General features: G+C 30.3%; 14 protein-coding genes, 1 tRNA gene and 1 riboswitch. Of the genes, 8 read left to right on the top strand and 7 right to left on the bottom strand.

What is annotated here, in order from left to right; genetic code table 11:
• Nucleotides 1-109: 109 nt before the first annotated feature.
• A complete protein-coding gene (locus tag Q0731_RS00180; RefSeq protein WP_299058513.1) occupies nucleotides 110-571 on the bottom strand; it encodes a Na(+)-translocating NADH-quinone reductase subunit F in 462 nt (153 codons plus the stop codon).
• Between the two features lie 315 nt (nucleotides 572-886).
• Here Q0731_RS00180 and Q0731_RS00175 point away from each other — a divergent pair, with 315 nt between their 5' ends.
• From Q0731_RS00175 to Q0731_RS00160, 4 genes are all read left to right on the top strand, one after another.
• The gene (locus tag Q0731_RS00175) at nucleotides 887-1,492 is read left to right on the top strand and encodes an alpha/beta hydrolase (protein WP_299058511.1); all 606 of its coding nucleotides are present in this window, start codon (nucleotides 887-889) and stop codon (nucleotides 1,490-1,492) included.
• 43 nt (nucleotides 1,493-1,535) lie between these two features.
• Complete coding sequence (locus Q0731_RS00170; protein ID WP_299058510.1) at nucleotides 1,536-1,979, top strand: retropepsin-like aspartic protease; 444 nt, start codon at nucleotides 1,536-1,538, stop codon at nucleotides 1,977-1,979.
• A 69-nt stretch (nucleotides 1,980-2,048) separates the two neighbouring features.
• On the top strand, nucleotides 2,049-2,498 hold the full coding sequence (locus tag Q0731_RS00165; RefSeq protein WP_299058508.1) for a GatB/YqeY domain-containing protein: 450 nt from the start codon (nucleotides 2,049-2,051) through the stop codon (nucleotides 2,496-2,498).
• Nucleotides 2,499-2,519: 21 nt separating this feature from the next.
• A tRNA-Arg gene (locus Q0731_RS00160) sits at nucleotides 2,520-2,593 on the top strand.
• Nucleotides 2,594-2,722: 129 nt separating this feature from the next.
• Here the strand turns inward: Q0731_RS00160 and Q0731_RS00155 are convergent.
• The 5 genes from Q0731_RS00155 to Q0731_RS00135 all read right to left on the bottom strand — a co-directional run bounded on the left by Q0731_RS00155 (nucleotide 2,723) and on the right by Q0731_RS00135 (nucleotide 13,748).
• The gene (locus tag Q0731_RS00155) at nucleotides 2,723-8,971 is read right to left on the bottom strand and encodes a T9SS type A sorting domain-containing protein (RefSeq protein WP_299058506.1); all 6,249 of its coding nucleotides are present in this window, start codon (nucleotides 8,969-8,971) and stop codon (nucleotides 2,723-2,725) included.
• A 355-nt stretch (nucleotides 8,972-9,326) separates the two neighbouring features.
• On the bottom strand, nucleotides 9,327-10,607 hold the full coding sequence (locus Q0731_RS00150) for an FAD-dependent oxidoreductase (RefSeq protein WP_299058504.1): 1,281 nt from the start codon (nucleotides 10,605-10,607) through the stop codon (nucleotides 9,327-9,329).
• Nucleotides 10,588-11,973 (bottom strand): exonuclease domain-containing protein, encoded by a 1,386-nt coding sequence (locus tag Q0731_RS00145; protein WP_299058503.1) that lies wholly within the window; start codon nucleotides 11,971-11,973, stop codon nucleotides 10,588-10,590. Before Q0731_RS00145 ends, Q0731_RS00150 begins: the two co-directional genes overlap by 20 nt.
• Nucleotides 11,974-12,630 carry a ribulose-phosphate 3-epimerase gene (gene rpe, locus Q0731_RS00140; RefSeq protein WP_299058501.1) on the bottom strand — a complete coding sequence of 219 codons (657 nt, stop codon included), beginning with the start codon at nucleotides 12,628-12,630 and terminating at the stop codon, nucleotides 11,974-11,976. It abuts the gene before it with no gap.
• A 254-nt stretch (nucleotides 12,631-12,884) separates the two neighbouring features.
• Entirely contained in the window at nucleotides 12,885-13,748 is an 864-nt protein-coding gene (locus Q0731_RS00135) for an RNA polymerase sigma factor RpoD/SigA (RefSeq protein WP_018942691.1), read from the bottom strand.
• 202 nt (nucleotides 13,749-13,950) lie between these two features.
• Here Q0731_RS00135 and Q0731_RS00130 point away from each other — a divergent pair, with 202 nt between their 5' ends.
• Nucleotides 13,951-14,523, top strand: coding sequence for a sigma-70 family RNA polymerase sigma factor (locus Q0731_RS00130; protein WP_299058499.1), 573 nt, complete (start codon nucleotides 13,951-13,953; stop codon nucleotides 14,521-14,523).
• 333 nt (nucleotides 14,524-14,856) lie between these two features.
• Here the strand turns inward: Q0731_RS00130 and metK are convergent, their stop codons facing one another.
• A complete protein-coding gene (gene metK, locus Q0731_RS00125) occupies nucleotides 14,857-16,113 on the bottom strand; it encodes a methionine adenosyltransferase (RefSeq protein ID WP_299058497.1) in 1,257 nt (418 codons plus the stop codon).
• A gap of 382 nt (nucleotides 16,114-16,495) precedes the next feature.
• Nucleotides 16,496-16,619: riboswitch (SAM riboswitch) on the top strand.
• A 131-nt stretch (nucleotides 16,620-16,750) separates the two neighbouring features.
• Here metK and Q0731_RS00120 point away from each other — a divergent pair.
• The 3 genes from Q0731_RS00120 (at nucleotide 16,751) to Q0731_RS00110 (ending at nucleotide 22,894) form a co-directional block, all read left to right on the top strand.
• Nucleotides 16,751-18,025, top strand: coding sequence for an O-acetylhomoserine aminocarboxypropyltransferase/cysteine synthase family protein (locus tag Q0731_RS00120; RefSeq protein ID WP_299058495.1), 1,275 nt, complete (start codon nucleotides 16,751-16,753; stop codon nucleotides 18,023-18,025).
• A gap of 70 nt (nucleotides 18,026-18,095) precedes the next feature.
• Entirely contained in the window at nucleotides 18,096-21,497 is a 3,402-nt protein-coding gene (gene thrA / locus Q0731_RS00115) for a bifunctional aspartate kinase/homoserine dehydrogenase I (RefSeq protein ID WP_299058493.1), read from the top strand.
• A gap of 224 nt (nucleotides 21,498-21,721) precedes the next feature.
• A complete protein-coding gene (locus Q0731_RS00110; protein WP_299058491.1) occupies nucleotides 21,722-22,894 on the top strand; it encodes an aminotransferase class I/II-fold pyridoxal phosphate-dependent enzyme in 1,173 nt (390 codons plus the stop codon).
• Nucleotides 22,895-22,973 lie beyond the last annotated feature (79 nt).

Raw genomic sequence — 22,973 nt, 5'->3', positions numbered from 1 at the left:
AAAACTTTTTGTAAAATTTTATAAGACGTAATATATAATTATATAAAACAGATTGAATTTGTTATAACAAAAGAAACCTAGATTATTTATTAGTAAGGATTTAGTCAATTTAAACTAAAATACTCTCTAATTTATAAACAGCATCATTATTTTCATATTCAAAGATTTTAGAATAATCCATCACATTTTCTACGTTATCCAATTTGCATAAATAAGCAACAACCTTACACAAACCATTAAATAATATTTCTTTATCTCTTGGGTTCTGTGGTTTGGCGTTGTAGTGACATAAAGGAGTCTTAAAACCACAAGTTTCTAAAAATAATTTCTCAATTTTTAGTATTTCTAATGGTGAGTAACCATTAAATTTTCTACCTAAATTTTGATGAACCCTACCAACATAACTTAGTTTTAAAGAACCATGTGAATCAGAAAGATGCTTCCAACTATCATGATTGTCTAAAATGTTTCCAACAGCACAAGCACAACAGTCCTCTGGATTTAACCTATTATTATGAAAAGCATTATACAGTTTTACCAATGCATTTTCTAATCTTTTCTTTGTTTGCATAGTATTATTTATTAATATCTTTAAAAATAAGAACTATTTCAAAAAAAGTCAAGTGTAATAATGTTAAAGTTCTAATTTAGAATCTTTAGAAAAGAGTAATTTTGTGAATTAATTTGTAAAATGATGTATTTCATATTTTTTTTAATTTCAATTACAGCAATTATTTTTGTCATCTTATATTTTTTCCAAGAAAGAATTATTTTTTTAAATGGAGAGCAAATACCCAAAAATAATCAATTTAATTTTTCAAATAAATTTGAAGAATTATTTATTAAAACTGATTGTAATAGCGTAATAAATGCCCTTCATTTTAAGTTGAAAAACCCTAAAGGAATTGTTTTATTTTGTCACGGTAATAAAGGGAATTTATCTAACTGGGGCGATAGAGTTGCGTACTTTTTAGAATACAATTATGAGGTTTTGGTTTTTGATTATCGTAATTATGGAAAAAGTACAGGTGTTTTTCATGAAGAAAATATGTATAATGATGCAGTGTCTGTCTACAAATATTTAAAAAGGGGGTTTAAAGAACAAAATATTGTTGTCTATGGATTTTCTTTAGGAGCAACGTTTGCAACAAGAATAGCTTCTAAAAATAAACCAAAAGAATTAATTTTAGAAGCACCTTTTTACAATTTTAAAAAAGCAGCACAATACAAATCAATATGGACTCCAACTTTTTTGTTGAAGTATCAATTTAGAACAGATAGAGATATTACTAAAGTTACTGCACCAATTACAATTTTTCATGGAAATGAAGATAAAACAACTCTTTTTAAGGACTCTAAAAAGTTGTTAACACTAAACACATCAACTAAAAATAAGTTTATAGAAATTGATAAAGGATCACATCATAACCTCAAGGAATTTTCGATATATAAAGAAACTTTAAAACAAATTTTAGAGCGTTCTTCTATTTGAGTTGTTATAAATTGTATTTTTGATATTTGGAAATAATTATTGCATGAAACGTTTAGATAAAATTTTAAAGAAAGAAAAATATATCAAAATTAAACTAAAGAAAATTGCTACGAATCATTTAGAATTAAAAGCAAAAATCAATGGTATAAAAGGTCGTTTTATTTTAGATACTGGTGCATCAAACTCTTGTGTAGGATTAGATTTAATAGCCTATTTTAATTTAGATGCACAAGAAAGTGAAACCAAAGCAGCAGGAGCAGGTGCAACTGATATGGAAACAAAAAAATCTGAAAACAATTCTTTAAAAATAGGAGGTTGGCACACTAAGAAAAGTAATCTAGTGCTTTTTAATTTAGAACATGTAAATTCTGCTTTAACACAACACAATGCAAAAGAAGTACATGGAATTATAGGTGCTGATATTTTACAAAAAGGGAAAGCATTTATAGATTACAATAAACACGTTTTGTATCTGAAAAAAAACTAAGAAATAATTAATAAGTTTTTTTTGAAATAAGAAATAAGAAACAAGAAGTAATAACCAAAAACTAAAAATATGAGTTTGCAAAAACAAGTAATGGATAAAATGAAAGAAGCAATGAAGGCAAAAGATACAGTTGCTTTACAGGCTTTAAGAGCAGTGAAATCTGCATTTTTATTAGCAAAAACAGAAGCGGGTGTTCAGGCTGAATTAACGGAAGAACAAGAGACTAAAATTATTCAGAAGCAAGTAAAACAACGTAAAGATAGTGCTGCTATTTTTATCAAACAAAACAGACAAGATTTAGCAGATCCAGAATTGGCTGAACTTGCTGTGTTAGAACAATTTTTACCAGAAGCGTTGTCTGAAGAAAAAGTAGAAGAAGTTGTAGTTGCAGCTATTCAAAATTTAGGAGCCTCAGGAATGAAAGATATGGGAAAAGTGATGGGTGTTGTTTCTAGTCAATTAGCAGGACAAGCAGATGGAAAACTAATTGCTACTTTGGTAAAAAAGAATTTAATATAATTAGAAACAGCAATTATAAAAGGCTCTATAGTTCAACTGGATAGAATATCAGATTTCGGCTCTGATGGTTGCAGGTTCGAATCCTGCTAGGGTCACAATGAAAAAAGAGTCCTAATTTAAAACCTTTATCACAATAAAAGTTTTAAATTAGGATTCTTTAATTTTAATTCTGTATTAATTTTAAACTTTTGTTTCTTTGTTTAAAATTAGATACTTAATAATTGTTATTCTATAATTACTTTTTTAGTAATTACTCCTTTATTAGAATTTAATTTTACAATATAAAAGCCAGTATTAATTTTACTATCTATAGTAAGTCCTAGTTTATCCTTTTGATCTTTAATTTTCCAAGTTTCCACTTTTGTTCCTAATATAGAAAAGAGTTGAATTTCGTTAATTGTAATTTCTGGTTCTTTAGAAATTACCAATTCTTTGTTTTTATTATCAACATATATATTCGTAAATCCTTTGGAAATCTCATTTTCTAAAGATAATGATACCTTTGGTTTAAAGGTTAATACAAATCTATCGGTATATAATCCCTGGTCTAAAGTTAAAATTGCTGACTCATTTATGATATCATAAGAAATACCTGTTAATTTGTCTGTAATAAAAACGTTTCTAGTAATATTTTTTATTTCGTCTATTTTAATACCAATATCTCCAGAATGCCCCATCGTAATTTCTAAAGGCACCTCTAAATCATCTGTAATGGCTTGTATTGCAGAAATTACATAAAGAGATTCGTTATTAGGAAATTTCCAATAAATATCTGTTTCCGAAAGATCATTTATTTTGCTATCAAACCCTTTGTCGAATTTGAATGAATATGCATCACTAAATGAAATTCCAATTTGTCTATTATAATTAACTCCGTCATTATTGTTTAGATAAGTCATTCCTAATTTAAGTAAAGGTTTATTATCTGATTTAGCTTTAGTTGATTTAGCTTTATTTGTTTTAAAGAAAACAGAATTTACTCCTTTAGTAATAAATTCTCTTTGGCTATTGTTAAATATGATGCTTCCACCAGTTTCAGAACCACTTATAAAGAAACCTTGTCCAACAGGAACATGAGTTCCTGGAGTTTTATAAGACTCTCCTATTCCTGCACCAGGAGAACAACTAACGTTTCCATCATTATCTGAAATGTTTATATTGTCAATAAAAATAGTTGCGGAACCTGTGGTTTCTAATCTTACAACTTCACCATTTTCAAAACATTCATTTACTACAAAATTATTATAACTAATTCCAGTAGCTGGTAGCTGGTAAGTTCCAATAATATTTCCATCTTTTTTTAATAGTAAAGAATTTACAGCTGATGATCTATATCTAATTGTAATAATATCTGAAGGTTCAGATAGTGGATCAAATTCTATAAATTCTCCAATTTGATTGAGTTCAATAGCAAGAATACCATCGTCATTTAATTGTGTTCCATTAGTAGTACTGTTTTCAGCTTGAGAAGTTATACTATATGCACCATTAGGTACTGGTTTTAAAGCAGCAACTCCCATAGAAAGATTAATGGTAGCATAACCTCCTATATAGCCAGCATAATTATGACCAGAAGTAATACTAGTAGTATCTTCTTCATTAACATGATCCCAAAAATAGAGGGTACCATCAATAGATGCTAAATTATCGTTAATAAACTTTAAGGCATTCAGAGCGGATGGAAAGGGATTCCCTACTAAGTAAGCATCATTAGCTCCAATAGTTGTAGTAAATTGACCATCATTAGGATTTCCTACAAAAGTATAATTTTGTGCTACTCCTGGACCTTTAAAAATAAAACCATCTGTAGTAGGAATTGGAGTGTTTTCTCCTTGTTTAATCCAACTAGAGTTTATACCGTCATTACTTGCAAACGTGTAAAGCCAACGTGTAGATATGTTTAGAGGTGTGCCTACACTACCGTCTAAGCCAGTAATAAAGTTTATGTTCTTAGCTATATTTCCAGCATTTTGACCAACAATACCATTTGAAGTTATAGGAGTTGTACCGTCTTTAAAAATGCTACCAATAGTGTATGTACTAGTCCCTACTGTTGTTACAGGAGAACTGATATAGTTATATCTATAAACACTTGCTATATCAGAATCTTGATCAATATAAATTTTACCATTGCCACTTATATCTGCAGTTCCTGTATGTGATTGCATCAACTGGCTTGAGCCAAGTAAACGAATTTCTGCATTATCTGCAATATTTACATTGTTTGTAACCACTAATAATTGGCTATCTAAGGATAAAATACTAGTGCCTTGAACTTCTAATTTACGAGCACTTAATCTTACGTTTTCATGCGTGTAGTTTTGATCTACAATAGCGTACCTAGATCTATCAGGAAAACCATTACCCCAAGTATTAATGCCTGTTGTTTTGGTGGATCCAATATTATGTAATCCTAATTTCGTATTTGAATTTGTATTGGAGTTAGCAATTTCAGAAATTAAAGGTGCATGTGGATGACGTGCAAAATTATTAAATTCTGTAGACAAACTATTATCAATAAAAATAACCCATTCACTTGGAGTGTATGTTGTGTTTGAAGTTAAAATTTCATCTTTTCTTACGTAAGAAGAATTGTTTTCTATTGATGTAATTACGTCATATCTATTAGCCCAAGAAGTAATATCCGTAGTTGTTGATAAAGTAATAATATCATTACCACCATTAAATGAAGTAAGTGCATCATTATCAATAACGTTAGCTGGTATTGAATTATCAAAGTTGGTAATATTATTAGCAGTATTTCTTATTAATATTGATTGACCAGCAGCAAGAGCTGATGTGACTGTATATGTCTCATCTGGTAATACATCTGTTTGGTCTAAAACTGTTTTATCTGTGTATAACTGAATATTTATAAGGTTAGGACTAATTGCAGTAGTACTACTAATATTCGTAATTTCAATCCATTTTTCAGTACCAACTTGATATATTTGAGTAATCATAGGTATACCACCTAAATTCGTTACATTTACAGTTATAACTTCACTTTCTGATGAACAAATATCTCCAGCAATATCGCTATTTACTATTCTTTTATAATAAGTAGTTTGTGTTAAAGTTCCTTCATCGTAAGTTGAGCTTGTAGCACCCAAAATATCAGAAAAACCTGTTGTAGCACTTGTTGTACTACTTTGCCATTGATAAGTAATTGTTGCCAGATTTTCTGTGCCATCTTCAACAGATATAAATGCTGCAACATCGATACCTGAATTAACTACTTGGTTTCCTGAAATTATGCCTGGATTTGGTTTTCTAATGTTTATTGTGATTGGATATTCTACGCTTACTTTTGTACCATCTGAAATACTAATGACACCATTATAAATATCTCCATTTGGGTTCGTAGGCACAGTAATTGTTATTGGAGAGGCTGGTAAAGTTGCATTTACTATATCTGTGAAACCTTGTAAATTTGCAGTATCATTAAAGTTTATACTGTAAAGTGTTGGCGAATTTGTAGTGGCGGAATATATAAAATTAGCACTGGTTGTGCCCGCACAAAGATTATCATTAGTGTTTGTAAATGTAATAGTAGGCGTAGTTGCGTCTACGATAGTAATGGTAATTGGGTAGCTGTTTTGACAATCTATTACTGGCTCTTGTATTGTAACAGTAGCTGTATATACACCAACAGCTAAACCAGCTGGAATATCTATGATTATTGGAGATGCAGGCAGTGAAGTAAAAGGGATGTCTGTAAAACTAACATCATCAAAGTCTATTTTGTATTGATCTGGAGAATTTGTAGTAGCAGAATAGGATAAATTTGCTGTTTGTGCACCAACGCTAAATGTTGCAGATGGGTTTGTATCAAAAGTAATAGTTGGTGTTTGATCTACAGTAAGGGCAATAGAATTAGATTCAACTACTGTACAATTAACACCAAATTTAAAGGCTTTTACTGTTACAGAAGTAGTACCAAATACAATAGGATCTGTTTCTATATCTACAGATGCAGCCACAGAAGGGCCAATAATTGTAGGACCTACTATATTGTTATTTTGATCATATAATTGATAAGCAACTCCAGGTAATGCAGTATCAATTGTAACTATAAAGGTACTTTTTTCACATAGATTTAAGGTAGAAGCAGTTATGCTTGGTGTTGCAGGAGGTAAACATGCAACTACTTTTGAAGCAGATTGATCACTTTCACATTTTAGTGTTTCTGTACCAGTTACTGTTACTACAGCATCTGTATAAAGAATATTAAAAGGCGTATCTAAACCAGTAATTGTCCAATTTCCAGAGGCATCTGTAGTAGCTGTATATCCATCAATAATAGCATTATCTAAATATAGTTGTATGGTTGAACCGGTAGGTAATCCAGTACTGGTACCAGTAATACTTAAGTCTCCCTCTCTAATTGGGTCTGAGGTAATAGCTAAAGTTATGCCAGTAGTTTTAGCAGTTATTTGCACTTCATCAGAGATTACACTCTCTGTTTTTCCAATACCTTGTGCAGTTGCCACCATAAATGTATCTGGAGCTATGTTAAGACCTGTAATTGTCCAGTTTCCATTTGCAGAGACTATTGCTGTGGGTGTTTCTAAATTACCAGGAATAGCATTGACACCAGTACTTACGTTAGTATACAATCTAATAGAGCCTCCTATTTCACTAGAAACACCAGAAACACTAGTTAAGTTACCATCTGCACAATAATCTCCATTTAATGAGGGTTTTAATGTTGGTGACAATATTATTGCTGCTGCAGAAAGTGTACTAATACAAGCAGTACCAAAATCTCTATTTGAAACGGTAATTACATCTGTATCTGCTATGGTTAAATTTGTAATGTCAAATGAAAATAAATTTGAACTACCTGTAGTTGATGTTGTTAAACTTGTAGAACTTCCATTAATAATTAATCTTAATGTTGCATCTGTTGGTGGAATTCCTCCAAAATTTCCAGTAATGCTTGTGTCTCCAGTTTCAATAGGATCTAAAAAAGGTGTTACAGATGCTGAACCAGTTGTACACGTACTTATAGGTTCACTTGATAAAGACTCACAAGTACTTGGATTCGTATCTATGGTTACAATAAAATTTAGGGTTTCATTTGTAAATTTATTACCTCCTCCTAAGCCAATTGCAGTTGCTGACGTAGTTGCATAATCTATAACATTTACACCCTGTATTGTTGTAATTTGAGAACCAGTAGATGCATCATAAAAATTAACAATAAAATTTGTTCCAGCAGGAGTTCCTGCTGCATAGGTAAGACTTAATGTTTTACCTCCGTTATCAAAAGAAGCAAATGAAGGTGTTGCTAATGGTATACATGCACTAAGTACAACAATTTCTGTATCGCAATTACCTTCTGACGTACCTTTTTCAGTTGCGGTAGCAGTTGCAGTAATAACATCGGTATCACTTAAAGTTAACCCAGTTTGTGTCCAAGCACCACCTGTTAAAGTTACTGTAGTAGAACCATGAGCAATTCCATTAATAAAAACTTGTATGATACTTCCAACTGCCTCACCAGTTAACGTACCAGTTACCTGAGTATCCCCATCTAATATAAAACCCAAAGAGTTACCACCTGTAATTAATGGGCAATCTGTTCTTTCTATAGGAGCACCATTTGTTGGGGTTTGAATAGCTATTATTTCTTCAACTAAAGAATCAATGGTTCCTGTAGAATCATCGATTCCTGCAATATCTGAAACTCCATTAGTTCCTGTTGCAGATTTAGGAGCAATAGAAGTCATACTAACCATTCTTAATTTAGTGGTACTATCTATGCCTGCTATGTCTGTAAAAGGAAGGTAAAAGTCATAAAAATAATCTGGATCATTACAAACTGTAGTTAAAGCTAAAGATTTAATAGCGTGTGTTGCATAAGGCCTTGTTGCTATAGCAGTTCCTGGTTCTGTCGTTCCATCTATATTAAAGGCATTCACCTCAAAATTAGTTCTTAATACTATTTCTATTTCAAAACCTGGGTTTCCTACTACAGCATTAGGGTCTGCATTAGGGCCGCTAAAACCAAATTTCTCATCGGTATCTATAAGTATACTGTATCCTTTAGAGTTTGATTTGGCATCCCCTAATCTAAATCTAAATAGCATATTTGTACCATCAGTATAATAATAAGTAGACCTACTATCTGCATCTTGTACTAAGTCTGTGAAACCACAATCTGGCCCTTTGGTTAAATCTCCTGTAGGTTCAGGAATTACCTCTGTAATTCCTACATAGTTTATTTCACTATATAAAACATCAAAATTATCGGTAGCATTCACGTTTGCAGGAAAACCGGTATTTACATATTGGCTAGGTGTTTCTGATGGTGGTAAGGATACATACCCATCTCCATTTGGGTCTAAAACACTATTAGGTAGGCCTTCAAATATCACACCAGGTGTTTGGGCGGTACTATTTAATATGAAAAGTAAAAAAAAAATAGAGAATAAAGAACGGACTAAACGAAATAGCTTATTTATCATTTTATAGGGGTATTAAGTAACAAATATAACAATAATAATAGAGAATTATAATTTTAATATCGCTTTTGTAAATAACATAGTATCAACATTATTGTTATTATTAACAATAGTTACTTGCCTTTATATAAAAAAATACTTTTAACTAAAATTTTATCAAACTCAAAAGTATTACTTAGGTGCAGAAATGATGCTGTTTTTGAGATGATTATGATAAATTAGATTGATGTAAAAATGGTAATTATTCTCATGTAACAGAGAATAAAATTTCCTTATAACATCTTATTTTTACCATAATTCCTTTAAACAAGTTTTTGTAATAATTAATTATATAATGTATCTTATGATAATCAGTTTTTTATTGATACTCAGAAGTAAGTTCATCAACAATTAAACCATCTTCTAAGGTTTGAATAACACCCATTGCAGCTCTTTCTCCAGAAATCATAGCAGCATTTAAAGAACCATTTAGTAATTGGTCTCCAGCTAAAAATATAGTAGCTTTTAGCTTAGTTTCTGTGCTCGAAATCTCATATTGAAGGTTGGTTAATTTAGGTAAGGCTTTTTTAATTTGATATCTTTTTAAGAAAGTGATATCAGAAATATTACACTTAGTACTTAAATCTTCCTTAACTTTTTCAATCAATTCTAACTCATTAAAATGATGGTCTTTAACTATTGTTACAGATAATAATTCTTTAGTATTTAAAGTTGATGTTGCAACACTTGTATGATAAAAAATATTATTTACCAATGCATCTTCATCTGCAATTAAACCAATTAAAGGTTTTTTTATAGCTCTTGTATTGGTTTTAAAATATAAAGTATCACAGCTTTTCCAATCTGTTTCCTGGTTTTTTAAGTTAGAAATTAAAGGACTGGCATCTGTAGCAATAATAGTAATATGACTTTGCAGTTCACTGTTATTTTCTAGAATGATGCTTTTGTCTTTAACTTCTTTAACGCTGCTGTTAAACTTAAAAGTGGTGTTTTTTAAGTTAGATTTTAGCTGATTTGGTATTTCTTGAATTCCGTTTTTCGGTAAAACAGCCAAACCATCGCCAAACATTTTATAGACAAACTCAAACATTCTGCTAGACGTTTCTAATTTGGTTTCTAAGAAAATACCACTAAAAAATGGTTTGAAAAAATCATTAATTATTTCTGATGAAAAACCAAAATCACTTAAATATTGAAGTGTTGTTTTTTCTTCGGATTTAAAAATAGCAGCAATTTTCTTTTTCTTTAAAAGTGAATTTAGTTTTAAAATTTTTATTTTATCAGAAAAGTTGCCAATGGAAGAAAGTAGGGTTGGTAAAAGCAGTGACATTTTTCTTAAAGGATCTCCAATAGTTTGTTGTTTGCTATTTTTAAAAATAGTTGCTCCAGGTAGAAATTCTTGCAATTCTAAAGCATTATAATTTAAATACTTTTTTGCAGCAGGATATGAAGTTAATAAAACTTGAAATCCATGATCTAAAGTATAGCCCTCAACAATATCAGATTTTACACGACCACCAAAAGAATCAGAAGCCTCAATAACAGTTGGGTAATACCCATGATTTTCTAAGATTTGAGCAGCAATTAAACCACTAATTCCTGCACCAATAATATGAATTTTATATGCTGATTTTTCCATTTTTCTCTTCTTTTAATGCTTTCTTTTTCCTTAAATAAGCACCCAATATTTTTTGAATGTCTCTGTTATCTCTTTTTGGCTCCACAAAAAATTGATAATCTTCTGGGTTTTCTAAGTTTTTATCTTGAGTAACATCAATATAACCAAAACCTTTATAGGTACCTTCTAAAACGAGTGCAAAACCAAATTCGTTTTTGGTTCTACCTGTTTCTTTAATGACTAAATTTTCTGCCCCAACACCAATAGAAGCAATTGCTTTTTTTACTCTTGTATTATAGTTTTCTGGTGTTTCTTGATTACAACAAACACCTTTACAGGTTTTTAATTGATGATGAAAACATCTGGTAACATTGGTTTGTAAGTGACAATATTTAGGGCAAAGTGTAAACTCTTCACAAAGTGTTTCTACAAATTTTCTACAAGCTGTATTAGAAAAGAAACTTATTAATGGGTTAGGTACTAGCTTTAATTGATTAAAAGCCAAATGAATAATTCCTTTTTGGTCTTCATAAGAGAACAACCCAATCGCTTCTCTTTTGTTTTTTTGTGCTTGATTATATTTGGGGTATATTTTTTTTATTTCTGATGATTCTAACAGCAACGCTAAAAGTTCACTACCTGTTTTTGTATGAGAAATATAAGCAGTTTCCAAACACATTTGTTGCTCCTTTTTCTTTTTATCATAAAAATGACTAATTACTCTTTGTTTGATATTATTGGCTTTACCCACATAAATAACCTCTTTTTTTGCGTTTTTAAAATAATAAACTCCAAAAGTTTCAGGCAATGCTTCTATGGTTTTTTTTTCTAAAAGTGGTGGTAAAGTGGCTTGTCTAGATTTTGGATTTAAAAAAGAATTGATGGTAAAGTTTGTATCTCTTTCTATTAATCTTCTCAATAATTCTACAGTTGCTTCTGCATCTCCTTTTGCTCTGTGTCTGCCATTGATAGCAATATTTTCGCCAGAGCAAATATTGCCCAAACTATAAGAAGGCAAACCAGGAACTATTTTTCTTGTTAAACGAACGGTACATAATTTTTTACGTTTCCAATCGAACCCCAAACTTTTAAACTCGTCTCTAATAATATTATAATCGAAATTTACATTATGAGCTACAAAAATTAAATTACTAGTAATTTCTTCTACTTTTTTAGCAATTTCATGAAATTTAGGAGCATTCCTTACCATTGCATTTGTTATACCAGTTAGATTGGTAATAAATGGAGGGATGTTTTGTTCTGGATTTACTAAAGATGTAAATTCATTTACAATGTTCTTTCCATCAAAAACTAGTACAGAAATTTCTGTTATTTTCTGACCTTTATGCCCATTTCCTGTGGTTTCTATGTCTACAACTGCATACAATTATGCAATTATATTTTTTAAATCGGCAATTGTTTCTGTTGGGTTTTCTGCACCAAAAACATAACTACCAGCAACTAATACATTTGCACCAGCTTCTATTAATTTATTTGCATTTAAATTGGTTACACCACCATCAATTTCTATTTGGCAATTAGACTCTGTAAAATCTATTAAATGTTTTAATTGACTTACTTTTTTATAGGTGTTTTCTATAAATGATTGTCCGCCAAAACCAGGATTTACGCTCATAATACAAACTACATCTAATTCTGTAATTATATCTTCTAAAACTGCAATTGGTGTATGAGGGTTTAAAGCAACCCCAGCTTTCATTCCTGCTGCTTTTATTGCCTGTATTGTTCTGTGTAAATGTGTACAAGCTTCATAATGTACAGTTAAAACATCTGCACCTAAATCTGCAAAAGTTTGTATGTATTGATCTGGATTTACAATCATTAAATGGACATCAATTGTTTTTTTAGCGTGTTTTGCAATTGCTTTTAAAACTGGCATACCAAAAGAAATATTTGGTACAAAAACGCCATCCATAATGTCAATATGAAACCAATCTGCTTCACTGTTGTTTACCATTTCGATGTCTCTTTGTAAATTGGCAAAATCTGCCGCTAAAACTGAAGGTGCAATTAAGTTACTCATTTATTTATTGTTGTGTTTTTTATTTTGCAAAGGTAATTAATTAGTGAGTTAGAATGAATTGGAAGAAGTAATATATTTTATAGACAAGCTTTGCCCAGATTGAACCTTTCGATTTCGCTCAAGGTAGGCTAATTGTTTGAGCTCTTTTTTACCTTTTTCAGGTAAAAAAAGCGAGTAGTGAAAGCTGGAAATAGCTTCAAAAAAAACTCCCAAAAAATGAATTTGAGAGTTTTAAGTTTTATATAAGTTAATGATTATCCAAGATAAGTCATTAAAATTTTAGATCTAGAAGTATGTTTTAATCTTCTAATTGCTTTTTCTTTAATTTGACGAACACGCTCACGAGTTAAATCGAAAGTTTCTCCAATTTCTTCTAAAGTCATTGGTTGGTGCTCACCCAAACCAAAGTATAATTTTACAACATCTGCTTCTCTTGGCGTAAGCGTTTCTAGTGCTCTGTTGATTTCTATACGTAAAGATTCGTGTAATAAAACTCTATCTGGGTTTGGAGATTCACCAGAGTTTAATACATCGTATAAATTAGAATCTTCTCCTTCAATTAAAGGTGCATCCATAGATACATGACGTCCAGAATTTTTCATAGATTCTTTTACGTCATTGACAGTCATGTCTAATTTCTTAGCAATTTCTTCTGCAGAAGGAGGTCGTTCGTTTTCTTGTTCTAAGAAAGCGTACATTTTGTTAATTTTATTGATAGAACCAATTTTATTTAACGGCAAACGTACAATTCTAGATTGTTCTGCTAAGGCTTGTAAAATAGATTGACGAATCCACCAAACAGCATAAGATATAAATTTAAAACCACGTGTTTCATCAAAACGTTTTGCAGCTTTAATTAATCCTAAATTACCTTCATTAATTAAATCTGGTAAGGTTAAACCTTGGTTTTGGTATTGTTTTGCAACAGATACCACAAAACGTAAATTGGCTTTGGTTAGTTTTTCTAATGCTCTTTGATCACCAGCTTTAATAAGCTGTGCCAATTCTACTTCCTCATCAGCAGTAATTAGGTCTACTTTACCTATTTCTTGTAAATATTTATCTAGCGATGCAGTTTCTCTGTTAGTAACCTGCTTGGTAATTTTTAGTTGTCTCATCTAATTCTCTATTTCTTTTAAAGGATTAATGTATTGCTACATTTTATTATACGTAACAACTCAATTAAATGTTACAAAAAAAAGTTTTTTTTTAATTAAAGTTGATTTTTCACCACTTATCGATAAAAAATAACCACTTAACTTTTTATTTATTTAACGTGTGACTTGATTTGTAAATTCGTGTCATAAAAATAGAAATAAATTGAAAACACTTGTAGTAAATAGAGTAACTGACGAAGAATTAGTATTTAAAATTATAGAAACAAATAGTTCGCAATTATTTGCTGAATTGTATGATCGGTTTTCAAATACTGTTTATAATAAATGTTATGGTTTTTCTAAAAGTAAAGAAGAGGCACAAGATTTAACACATGATATTTTTATAAAGTTATTTGTAAAACTAAGAACTTTTAAAGGAAATTCTAAATTTTCTACATGGTTGTATTCTTTTACTTATAATTTTTGTGTTAATTATGTTCAAAGAAATAGTTACAAGAAAAAAGAAAAAATTACGGTTGTAACAGATCAAATAAAAGATGAAACTATTTTTGATGAAGATGTTGACGATGCTTTGTTTCAATTAAAATCAGATAAATTAGTAAAGGTTTTAACCTTAATTGAACCTGCAGAAAAAATGATTTTATTAATGAAATATCAAGATGATATGACTATTAAAGAAATTATGAATGCATTACAAATTGGTGAGAGTGCTGTTAAAATGAGGCTTAAAAGGGCAAAAAATAAAGTTGTAAAAATGTACTATGCACTTTCATAATTATGAAAAACTCATTTAAGAAAATTCTTACAAAACATGAGGTTCCAGAGAATCTTAAGAATAAAATTTTTGATGATATTAAAATGATAAGACGTACTTTTTATATTTCAGATTTATTTTTGATGAAATATCCAAATACACTTTCAGATTTTTTTATACAGCAAGAAAAAATAAATAATAAACATCTTTAACTTTAATAAATTGTTGGGGGACAATGCATTAAAAAAAGATGTAAATTAAATTTAAGTAATTAAATTTGAGGATAAAAAAAGGAGTAATCGTAAATGATTGCTCCCTTTTTTTATTAATTTTCACAAAATATGATTAAGTATTTTACAACTTAAAAGCATCCTTTATAGCATCAACATAATCTAATTTTTCCCAAGTAAACGTTTCTACTTCTTCAGAAGTTTTTTCACCCATTGGATTTGTAAAAGTTACTGTTTTTATTTCTGGAGTTCTTCCCATGTGACCATAAGCAGCAGTTTCAGAGTAAATAGGTGTTCTTAATTTTAAACGTTTTTCTATAAAATATGGACGCATATCAAAAATTTCTTCTACCTTTTTACTAATTTCTCCATCGGTTAAATTAATAGTAGCAGTTCCATACGTTTCAACATTAATACTTGTAGGTTTTGCAACCCCAATTGCATAAGAAACTTGTACTAAAACTTCTTTACAAAGTCCTGCTGCAACTAAATTTTTAGCAATATGCCTTGTTGCATACGCTCCAGATCTATCTACTTTACTTGGGTCTTTCCCAGAAAAAGCACCACCTCCATGAGCTCCTTTACCTCCATAAGTATCTACAATAATTTTTCTACCAGTTAAACCAGTATCTCCATGAGGTCCACCAATAACAAAAACACCTGTTGGGTTTATGTGATAAGTAATATTATCTGTAAATAATTTTTGAATATGAGCAGGTAATTTAGCAACCACTCTTGGAATTAAAATTTCAACAATATCTTTTTTAATTTTTGCTAGCATTACTTCATCAGACTTGTCAAAATCATCATGCTGTGTAGAAATTACAATGGCATCGATTCTTTGTGGTACGTTATCATCAGAATACTCAATGGTAACTTGGCTCTTTGCATCAGGTCTTAAGTAGGGAATGTCTTTGTTTTCTCTACGTAAAGCTGCTAATTCTATCAATAATCTATGAGATAATTCTAAAGCCAAAGGCATGTAGTTCTCAGTTTCATCAGTAGCATAACCAAACATCATTCCTTGGTCACCAGCTCCTTGTTCTTCTGGTGTTTTTCTATCAACACCTTGGTTAATGTCTGGAGACTGTTCATGAATTGCAGACAAAACTCCACAAGAGTTTCCGTCAAACATATAAGCTCCTTTAGTATAGCCAATTTTATTAATTACATCTCTTGCAATTTTTTGAACATCTAAATAGGTTTTAGATTTTACTTCTCCGGCTAAAAATACTTGACCAGTTGTAACCATTGTTTCACAAGCTACTTTACTATTTTTATCAAACGCTAAGAAATTATCAATTAAAGCATCAGAAATTTGATCTGCAACTTTATCTGGGTGTCCTTCAGAAACACTTTCTGAGGTAAATAAATACGACATATAAATCTTGTTTTATTACTATTTAAAATAAAATTAGATTGCAAGTTCGCTAAAAGTAGTATGGAATTACTGCTTTAGCATTTTTTGTTTCGGCTAATAAATTAGCTTCAGAGGTTGCAATCAGTTCAAATTTTTCCTCTTAATTATTTACAAATTTACATGATTATATGAAACTGCAAAGTTTTTTGTAATAATTATTTATGATGTAATTATAAGTAAAACAATTTTAAGTATTTTAAAAATCAGATTTTTACGGAATCATAAAAACAGTATTTTTTAAAATTTAAAATGAACACTTTTAGAAAAATAAAATGCTTTTTATTTGGATATTAAATTTTTCTAACCATATATTTGCATACAGAAAGTTCAATAACTTATTGAAATGTTATCAAGAAAGGCAGAGGGATAGACCCAATGAAGCCTTAGCAACCCTTTTCACGAGGAAAAGAAGGTGCTAAATTCTACTTAATTTGTGATTCATTTATCAGAAATTGGATAGATAACCTTAAAAAATACATCTCTTTGTATTTATAGTTTTCTTAATAACATTTTTCTAGTTAGTAAAGTTTAAACCCAACAATGGAATAGTATTTCCCAGCAAGGGAAGATAATCTTTTGTTAACAAAAAAACAGAAAAATGAGTACATTAAAATTAGCAACAAACGCATTACATGCAGGGCATGATGTAGCAGCAAATGGAGGAACAAGAGCTGTGCCTATTTACCAATCTACAGCGTATGTTTTTAACAATTCAGAACATGCAGCAAACCTTTTTTCACTAAAAGAATTAGGGTTTATTTACACACGTTTAAACAACCCTACAAACCAAATTTTACAAGATCGTTTAACGGCTGTAGAAGGAGGGATAGGAGCTGTAGTTTTTGCTTCTGGAACAGCAGCAATTGCAACAGGTTTAATGACACTTTTAAAAGCAGGAGACCATATTGTAGCTTCTAGTAGTTTATATGGTGGAACATACAACTTATTAAGTGTAACGTTACCAAGATTTGGTATTACAACAACTTTTGTTGATGCATCTGATCCAGAAAATTTTGGAAAAGCAGTAAAAGAAAATACAAGAGCAATTTTTATAGAATCTTTAGGAAACCCTAAATTAGATGTGTTAGATTTAGAAGCAATTTCTGCACAAGCTAAAAAAGCAGAAATTCCTTTTATTGTTGATAACACTGTAGCTACACCATCTTTATTAAACCCTATAAAACATGGAGCAGATTTAGTAATTCACTCTTTAACAAAATACATTAGTGGTCAAGGAACCTCTTTAGGAGGAGCAATTATAGATGCAGGTACTTTTAACTGGGCAAATGGAAAATTCCCAGAATTTACAGAACCTTCTGCTGGTTATCATGGTTTAAAATATTATGAAACTTTAGGTGCAGCGTCTTTTATCTTTAAATTAATTTTAGAAGGTCTAAGAGATTTTGGTGGTGCTTTAAGTCCTACAAACGCATTTAATATTATTCAAGGTTTAGAAACTTTACCAGTTCGTATCAAACAACACTCAGAAAATGCATTGGCATTGGCAAAATGGTTAGAGGAGCAAGATGAAGTTGCATGGGTAAATTATCCTGGTTTAGAAAGTAGTAAATACAAAGCTTTGTCAGATAAATACTTGCCAAATGGTCAAAGTGGTATTGTTACTTTTGGAGCTAAAAAAGGGTATGAAGCAGCAAAAGTAATTGCAGATACTACAAAATTATTTTCTTTATTGGCAAATATTGGTGACACAAAATCATTAATTATTCACCCTGCAAGTACAACACATCAACAATTAGATGAGGCAGAACAAGCAAGTGCTGGTGTAAGTCAAGATTTAATTAGATTGTCTGTTGGTATTGAAGATTTAGAAGATTTAAAAGCAGATTTAACAGCAGCTTTTTCAAAAATATAAATATATTCAAGGGACTTCAGTCCCTTGTTTAAAATAGCAAAATACAAGGGGTTTAACCCCTTGTTTTATCATGAAAAACAAACTACAACATATCAAAATAAATAATTTTACCACAGAATTGGGTGCTTTAATTTCAGAATTGAATTTAAGTTACCAAGTTTTTGGTCAAGATTTAGGTACTGCACCTATAATTTTAGTAAACCATGCATTGACTGGTAACTCTGAGGTTGCTGGCAAAAATGGTTGGTGGCAAGATATTGTTGGAGTTCAAAAAGCTATAAATACAGCAGTTTACACTATTTTATCTTTCAACATTCCAGGAAATGGTTTTGATGGATTTTTAATAGACAATTACAAAGATTTTATAGCAAGAGATGTTGCTAGAATATTTTTAGAAGGTTTATCCATTTTAAAAATAGATCGCTTATTTGCATTAATTGGTGGTTCTTTAGGAGGTGGTATTGCTTGGGAAATGGTTGTTTTAAACACCCAAATTACCCAACGTTTTTTACCTATTGCAACTGATTGGAAATCTACAGATTGGTTAATTGCCAATTGTCAAATTCAAGAACAGTTTTTGGTAAATTCTAGCAATCCTGTGCATGATGCTAGAATGCATGCAATGTTGTGTTATAGAACACCAGAAAGTTTTAAAGAACGTTTTCATCGATCTAAAAAAAATGATTCCGATATTTTTGATGTAGAAAGTTGGTTGTTGCATCATGGAAAATCGTTGCAAGAACGCTATCAATTATCTTCTTACAAACTAATGAATCAACTTTTAAAAACCATTGATGTAACTGTAGGAGGAGAAAAAGATGTTGAAATTTTAGATAAGATAGATGCCAATATTCATATTATTGGTGTAAATTCAGATTTGTTTTTTACTGCGGAAGAAAACAGAGAAACCCATAAAAAATTAGCTTTAACAAAAGATAATGTTACGTATAATGAAATAAATTCTGTGCATGGTCATGATGCTTTTTTGATGGAATATGACCAATTGCATAAAATTATTGCACCTATTTTTGATGAAAATTTTAAAGAAAAAAAGCTTAAAGTTTTAAAATTTGGTGGAAAATCTTTGGCAAATGGGAAAGGGTTAGAAAATGCTGTTGAAATTATTAAAAATAAATATAAAGACGGAGAAAAAATTACAATCGTTGCTTCTGCAAGAGGAAATGCAACCAATGATTTAGAATCTATTTTAGAAAAAGCAAAATCAAAAAAAGACTATAAAACTAAGTTTGAAAAATTTAAAGAATATCAACAAGAACCAAATGTTGGTATTGATTTTTCTGAAGAATTTTTAAAGTTAGAAACCATTTTTGAGGGTGTATCTTTATTAGGAGATTACAGCCAAAAAATAAAAGACGAAGTTTTAGCACAAGGAGAATTATTGTCTGTAAAACTACTAGCAAGCTTATTAGAAAAGGAAGGTGTTTTTGCCAACGCTGTTGATGCTAGATCTTTAATTATTACCGATGATAATTTTGGAAATGCACAACCTATTACTGCTATTTCTAAAGAAAATGTTGTTTCTTATTTCAAACAAAATAGTCAGCCAATAAATGTAGTTACTGGTTTTATTGCATCCACCAAAAAAGGAGAAACCACTACTTTAGGTAGAAATGGAAGTAATTACAGTGCTGCTTTGTTAGCTAATTATTTAGATGCAGATGAGTTGCAAAATTACACACATGTAAGTGGTATTTTTACTGCAGATCCAAAGTTAGTTGCAGATGCAAAAAAAATAGATCAACTATCTTTTAATGAAGCAAATGAGTTGGCTACATTTGGTACAAACTTGTTGCATGCTAAAACAATTATTCCTTTAATTGAAAAGAATATTAATTTACGAATTTTAAACACCTTTAATCTTCAAGATAAAGGAACTTTAATTTCAGCAACTTCTAAATCTAAAGGAATTAAAACGATATCTACCATAGAAAATATGGCAATGATTAACTTTGAGGGTAGAGGATTACTGGGTAAAGTTGGTGTAGATGCTCGTATTTTTAATGCGTTGAGTAAAGCTAATATTAGTGTAAATATTATTGCACAAGGTTCTTCTGAACGTGGAGTTGGATTGGTTTTTAAAGCAGAAAACACAGAAAATGCTGTAAAAGCATTAGAGCAAGAATTTGAAAACGATTTTCAGGCACAAGATGTCAATCGAATTGAAGTTTTTAATGATGTTTCTGTAATTTCAATTGTGGGTCAAGATTTAAGTGAATTTCACAATCCTTTTAACGCATTAATTAAAAATCAGATTGTTCCATTATTATTTAATAATACAATTACAGGTAGAAACGTGAGTTTGGTTGTAAAAAAAGAACAACTTTTTAAGGCGGTCAATGTAATTCATGGTCAAGTTTTTGGAATCAATAAAAAAATAAATATAGCCGTTTTTGGCAAAGGATTGGTTGGAGGTACTTTAATAGACCAAATTATTGAAAATACACAATCTGTTTTAGAGAGAAGGAAATTACAACTAAATGTTTTTGCAGTTGCCAACTCTAAAAAAGTGTTGTTAAATAAAGATGGTGTTTCTAAAAATTGGAAGAAAAATTTATTAGAAAATGGAGATACAAATACTTCTGTAAATGACATAATTGCCTTTGCAAAAGAAAATCATTTCGAAAATTTAATAGCGGTAGATAATACAGCGAGTGTAAATTTTGTTGCAAATTATATTCCTTTAATAGAAGCAGGCTTCGATTTGGTTTCTTGTAATAAAATTGCAAATACTTTATCGTTTGATTTTTACAAAGAAGTAAGAGCTAATTTAAAAAAATATAAAAAACAATATTTGTACGAAACTAATGTTGGTGCAGGTTTGCCTTTAATTGATACACTTCGTTTATTACATGAATCTGGAGAAAATATCACCAAAATTAGAGGTGTTTTTTCAGGAAGTTTAAGTTATTTATTCAATAATTTTTCGGCGAAAGATGTTTCTTTCTCAGAAATATTAAAAGAAGCGATTGATAAAGGATTTACAGAGCCAGATCCAAGAGAAGATTTAGGTGGAAATGATGTTGCCAGAAAATTACTCATTTTAGCAAGAGAATTAGAACTAGAAAATGAATTTGATGAAGTTGAAATTAAAAATTTAATTCCAGAAAATTTAAGAGATGGTTCTGTAGATGATTTCTTAAGTAATTTAGAGTTGTTAAACGATGAATATCAAACCTTAAAAGAAGCCCAGGAACCAAATCATGTTTTGCGTTATATTGGCGAATTAAGTGGTGATTTATCGCAAAATAAAGGAAAACTAGAAGTTAAATTAGTTTCCACAGAAAAAAGTACACCTTTAGGTTCTTTAAAAGGTTCTGATGCAATTTTTGAAATTTACACAGAATCTTATGGGCAACAACCTATTGTAATTCAAGGTGCAGGAGCAGGAGCAAGTGTAACTGCAAGAGGTGTTTTTGGAGATATTTTAAGATTGGCAAAACATAATAATTAAAAAGCAACTAGGTTTTTCCTGTAATATTTTAAAAATATTTTGGGCGTTTTAACGGGCTTTCCACTATATCTTTTTTTGAGAAAAACAAAAAAAGGATGCCGTTTCAATCCCTAACGCAAATTGCAAATTTACATTAATGTTGTAAATATTAAAAAATATTACAAATTTACAAATACCTACAAAGTCAAAAAAAAGACCTTGCAGAATAAATATAGAATATAATAATGAGTAAGCATTTCGAAACAGAGGCAATAAGAAACCAAACAGAAAGAACACAATTTTCTGAACATTCTACGCCTTTATATTTAACATCTAGTTTTGTATTTGATGATGCAGAAGACATGCGTGCATCCTTCGCAGAAGAAAAAGAACGCAACTTATACAGCCGTTTTACAAACCCTAATACCACAGAATTTGTAGATAAAATTGTGCAAATGGAAGGTGCAGAAGCTGGTTATGCTTTTGCAACAGGTATGTCTGCTATTTTTTCATCATTTGCAGCTTTATTAAATGCTGGAGATCATATTGTTTCTTGTCGTTCTGTCTTTGGCTCAACACATAGTATGTTTACCAAATATTTACCAAAATGGAACATAGAAACTTCTTATTTTAAAGTTGATGAAGTAGATTTAATAGAGCGTTTAATTCAGCCTAACACAAAGGTTTTGTACATAGAAACACCTACAAATCCTGGGGTTGATATCTTAGACCTAGAGTTGATTGGTAAGATCTGTAAAAAACATAATTTAATTTATATTGTAGATAATTGTTTTGCAACACCTTACATTCAGCAACCTATAAAATTTGGTGCAGATTTGGTTATCCATTCTGCCACAAAATTAATTGATGGTCAAGGTCGTGTTTTAGGCGGAGTAACAGTTGGTAGAGCAGATTTAATGCGAGAAATTTATTTATTTGCAAGAAATACTGGGCCAGCAATGTCGCCTTTTAACGCTTGGGTTTTATCTAAAAGTCTAGAAACTTTATCTATTAGAGTAGAAAAACATTGTGAAAACGCTTTAAAAGTAGCTGAGTTTTTAGAAGAGAACGAAAATGTAGAATTTGTAAAATATCCGTTTTTAAAATCACATCCTCAGTATGAAATTGCAAAAAAACAAATGAGTTTAGGAGGTAATATTGTTGCTTTTGAAATCAAGGGAGGAATTAATGCAGGACGAAGATTTTTAGATGCTATAAAAATGTGTTCTTTATCTGCAAATTTAGGAGATACAAGAACAATTGTAACTCATCCTTCATCTACAACTCATGGTAGGTTGTCTGCAGAAGATCGTTTGCAAGTTGGTATTACAGATGGTTTGGTAAGAATATCTGTTGGCTTAGAAAATGCCAATGATATTATTGTAGATGTAAAACAAGCCTTAAATAATAGCAAATAATTCTACTAAAAAAATCATTTATAAATTCCAAAATTATAGATTACAAGTTTATCCTACTGTTTTAGTATGGTAATTGCAT

The sequence above is a fragment of the uncultured Polaribacter sp. genome (assembly GCF_947497695.1).
Taxonomy (GTDB): domain Bacteria; phylum Bacteroidota; class Bacteroidia; order Flavobacteriales; family Flavobacteriaceae; genus Polaribacter.
Note: the sequence above shows the minus strand (reverse complement) of the source record. Positions and strands in the feature narration are given on the sequence as shown.